The sequence below is a fragment of the Vibrio sp. 1F279 genome (genome assembly GCF_041439815.1).
In the GTDB taxonomy this organism is placed as follows: domain Bacteria; phylum Pseudomonadota; class Gammaproteobacteria; order Enterobacterales; family Vibrionaceae; genus Vibrio; species Vibrio tasmaniensis_A.
This window is the reverse complement of sequence record NZ_JBGOOU010000085.1, coordinates 1-4187: the sequence shown is the minus strand read 5'-3', so window position 1 is coordinate 4187 and position 4187 is coordinate 1. Positions and strand designations below refer to the sequence as shown.

The 4187-nt window shown below is 38.3% G+C and carries 1 protein-coding gene and 1 pseudogene; both read right to left on the bottom strand.

Going from position 1 to position 4187, the window contains the following annotated elements; translation table 11 throughout:
• Positions 1–883: 883 nt before the first annotated feature.
• Complete coding sequence (locus ACED60_RS25210; RefSeq protein WP_137002157.1) at positions 884–3433, bottom strand: hypothetical protein; 2550 nt, start codon at positions 3431–3433, stop codon at positions 884–886.
• 210 nt (positions 3434–3643) lie between these two features.
• A pseudogene (locus ACED60_RS25205) lies at positions 3644–4028 on the bottom strand (transposase); the annotation flags it as partial.
• Positions 4029–4187: the final 159 nt, after the last annotated feature.

Below are 4187 nucleotides of genomic sequence, written 5' to 3'. Positions count from 1 at the left end.
ACTCTCATTAATGTGTACATTGCATACGGCAGAAGACAAGAGGACTTTGATGGTAAAGGGAAGACTTGTAAATCTTTTCCTACAAGGAGAATCGAAAGTATAATGAACACTCACTCTAACCTTTCTCCAGAAGACCTGCTAGGTAAGGCTTTACGATCTTTAGAGCATTGATCTGTAACTTTAACGCTTTCAAGATTAGCGCATGATAGCTAAAAATATGAGCAGAAAAATTAAGAGTAATTAAACACCATAGGTCAAGAAAATGAATCTATGAAAGAGGTCAATATGGCCTCTTTTTTGTATTGATTTCAAACATGATTAACTCGTTTATTGTCCAGAAGCGTTCTAGCGCTAATTTCCGTTAACTGTAATCTCGTCATTTTTAGCCTGTACTTGGGGGTTAAAGTACCCCTGTATAAGAGTAACTTGGCGTTAATGTAAAAACAGTGTGGTAAAATCTACACCCCAACTCCTTCCAATAGGGCGTTTTTCATCGATAATTTAGCCTCTTAGCGAAAGCAACAACTAATTGGAAAGTGTTCCATAAATGCCCCTGTATTTTCAATTATTCACCACACACCATTTAAATCGATTTCAATGTAAATGGTTGCTTGTAAGAATATAAAATGTTGTTGAGGTAGAAGTATAAATTTCACAAGTGCGATGTAATTGGATAGGGAATATCTTGAAAAAAAGTTAACGATTGGGTGAAATTTAATTGGGAACTATCGGATCTTATTTTATTGTGTTTAATCAATTTATTGGTAAGGGTCTGAGGAGGTTAAATAAATTATTTTTACGATCTATTGTTTTTTTAGAAAAGAATGCCGCTTCAGACGACATTCTTAACCTATTTATGTCTGTTAAATCGATAGATAATCAGTTAGCGGGACCATGAAAACAATAAGTTTCCTAATGGATCGATAATCTCAAAGTCATATTGAACGGGTTGTTCCAGTTCAGCCATAAGACTCTCACTGATACCAAAGCCATTTCGATAAGCTGAGCCTATTGTATTTATCACCCCTGTTCCAGTGTCTACGGGTAAAATATTCCCCCCTGATTTCGAAAAAACATTTCCATACATAGTAGACATGTATTGATAAGACCTTAAGAAAGAGGTGGTTCGATTGATATTAATTTCATAGTCTGGCCCATTTTTTCTTTTAAATGCCAAGCGACCAATTGAGCCTACGGGAATTGAAGTATTTAAGTGTGGGCCTTGAATCGAATGTATTTTAATCGTATCGACGATGTTAAAAAGGATGCCTGATAACTCTTGCCTATATTCTTTATCTAACAAAGCAAATTGATATTGGCCTACTGGGCCCTGAGTATTCATGAACAACTGATTACCGTTTAACATGATGGCATCATTCTCAGTAGGCTTATCGGCCTTAATGCGAATATAAGGATTAATAATTATATTTTCACCTTTTTGATTCAGAGCACTTACCGTAATTGGAATACCCTTTGCTAGATAAGGTACATTTTCAAAAGACAGAGTTTGTCCATCTAATTCAATATTTTTCGCAAGAGTCATCCAATGATGATTTTGATTATAGACGTGGGTTTCTGATGTTTCGGTATTGCTGTAATCGACCTCAAGATTATAAGTTATCAGCTCCTCCCCTTGAAGTTGTTTGTGGAGGGTTAGGGTGGAGGGTTGGAAGCTTCCTAAAAACGTTAGGTTTCCCCGTGAATCTACAATTAGGTCTTCAGAGCCCGAAACTGTGTACGGTCCCGTAAGCCAGTTTTTGTTATAATGGTTGAAAATGTTGTTCAGAAATGGAGAGACATTAACCTGCACCGATTGTTGGTTAAATTTATCATACACTATTCTATAGACTCCATTTTCTTCTGGATGAAGTAAGGAAGGCGTACCATAGTGGTCGACCACTTCATTTAACCCCATACTACTTATCGCCACAAAGTCTATTGCTTGATGGGGGGTGATATGATTTCGTTCACGGCAATCAAACGTGAACAGTGATTCATGCGTTTGATTTTCGGGCACTCCATAAATTTTGTCATCAAAGAGGACCATCGCCGATGGATCAGAAAAACTCAAACTGCAGGTGGACCAAGCCTTTTTTCCGTCACTTCCAGGGACTTTTTCTCCTGTGGAATTAATGAATTGAACGCCTAGGTTACGGGCAGTTACATTAACGTCATTCAATAATAAATGTAAGGGCAAATCTTTATCCCTTTTAGTGTAGAGACTATCCGCTACATTAAGGTTTAAACGTAGATCTGTTTTATCTACATTCACTCTGTAATAATCGGGATGATGGGGGATGTACGAAGAAAGTTTATTTCCGTTAATTGAGACAGAGACTAAGAAGGTTTTTACCTCTTTGTTAGAAACTATGAGAAAACCGTCCTCAACTCTCCCAGCCTCGTCGGGGCCCACCTCGAGTTCGACTAAGGAGGTTACATCTATTCCATTGCTCGTTACAAGAAGACGATATGGAATATCTACATGAGCTTGTAATGCTTTTGGGAAGGCGGGAAGGTTGACTGTTATTCCGAACATAGTCACATAATCACTCAACGTTACTATTTCATAGTTTAAGCTGGCCTCTACTAAATTGGGGTGTTTGACCAAGATCTTATGTCGGCCTGTGTTCTTTGGATCAGACAGATACTCGTGGAGAGCGGCCAGAGATAGCTCTTTTCCATCAATTACATAGGTTAACAGCTCTGCTCTAACAGAGTGAATCTTCCCGTCCGCGTTAATATACGAAACCAAAGGGAGGACTTTTGCTCCAACAGGCAAGAAACGCTTTTGAGGATCCGTAATTAACCTGCTTCCCTTAATTTGTTCTTCTTTTATTTTAAAGTATTTCGCGTATTTTCGGCCGTTCGCTTGAATTTTAATTAAAAGGTTGCTGCCTTGAACATTTGCTTCGGTTGGGGTGATGAAGATATTGCCGACGGCATCACGTTGGATTAGTTTTTCATTTGTGGTCTCTAATTGCACATCGCTCTGTTTTAATGGGAAACGGCTAGACATCCCTAAGGCGTAACTATGTCCTACTTTAAGCACATCATCAGTCAACACGACTCCCGTGTATAAATCGATGAAAGTTAAGTTTAAAAATGCCGTCCCTAAGTCATTCGAATCAATTTTTAAGTAATATAAATCACCATTCCGTTTGTTCTTTAGCTTCACTTCACCATCTTTGAGCGCGACGATTTTCTTATCTTTGGTTAGTTTTATGAATTCTTTTCCTGACATTAACTCTAACTCTATGGCCTCGTTGCAGCACGCTGTTTGAGGTCTGCTCTTCACTATTTCTGAAAAATCAACCACTTCATGTGGTGAGAGGAGAAATTCTCCGGTAAATATCTTCTGCACCTCAGACCCTCCTTTCTCCTTACAACCGAGAAGAAGCAGCAGACCAAATAAAAAGAGTATTTTTAATTTCATAAGTATACAACCTAAATCTAAATGTAAAGAAAGATAGTTATTAACCTAATAAATTGGTTTTTATACTTAATAATAATAATTAAGTATAAAATTTTTACAGATGTCTTAAGTGGAGCATATTCGAGCCTCCCACGTTTAGTAGACTCTTCTAGAATTCAGATAATAATTGTGATACTTCATGACGTAAGTTTCGCCAATTTGGGCGTTTTAGTTTCTTAACCTTAATGTACCGCCGAGCAACGTCTTCATTCGGTACATTAAGGTCTCTGAAAGAGAGCGTTATGGTAGCCGTATGAGTTGAACTGCACATTTTAGGCGAATAACTTCGTCTCACAAGCTCCATCATCAGATATTTAATTGATTATTTGTCTCGACTATTTGAGCAAGTTAGGTAGAACTTCACCGTCGGATACACGGGATGAACTTAACTCAGCAGGAATGATTTCATGCGTGTTGTTATCTACCGTAAAATGGAACTTCCTCCAGACTCGGTGCTTCCCATCAGTACTATGCTTTTTAATTTTTCACTCGCCCTCACCGTAGACTTTTACCCTGTAGTCTCAATGGTTAAATGCTGGATTGTGCCTTTAGTTCTCTGATTTCAGAAACAAAGTCGATTGGCGCGATGGTACGTCCTAGAATCCTTTTATTTCTAGCCTGTATTTTGGGGGAGAAAGTGCCCCTGTATAAGAGTAACTTGGCGTTAATGTAAAAACAGTGTGGTCAAATCTACACCCCAACCCCTTCCAATAGG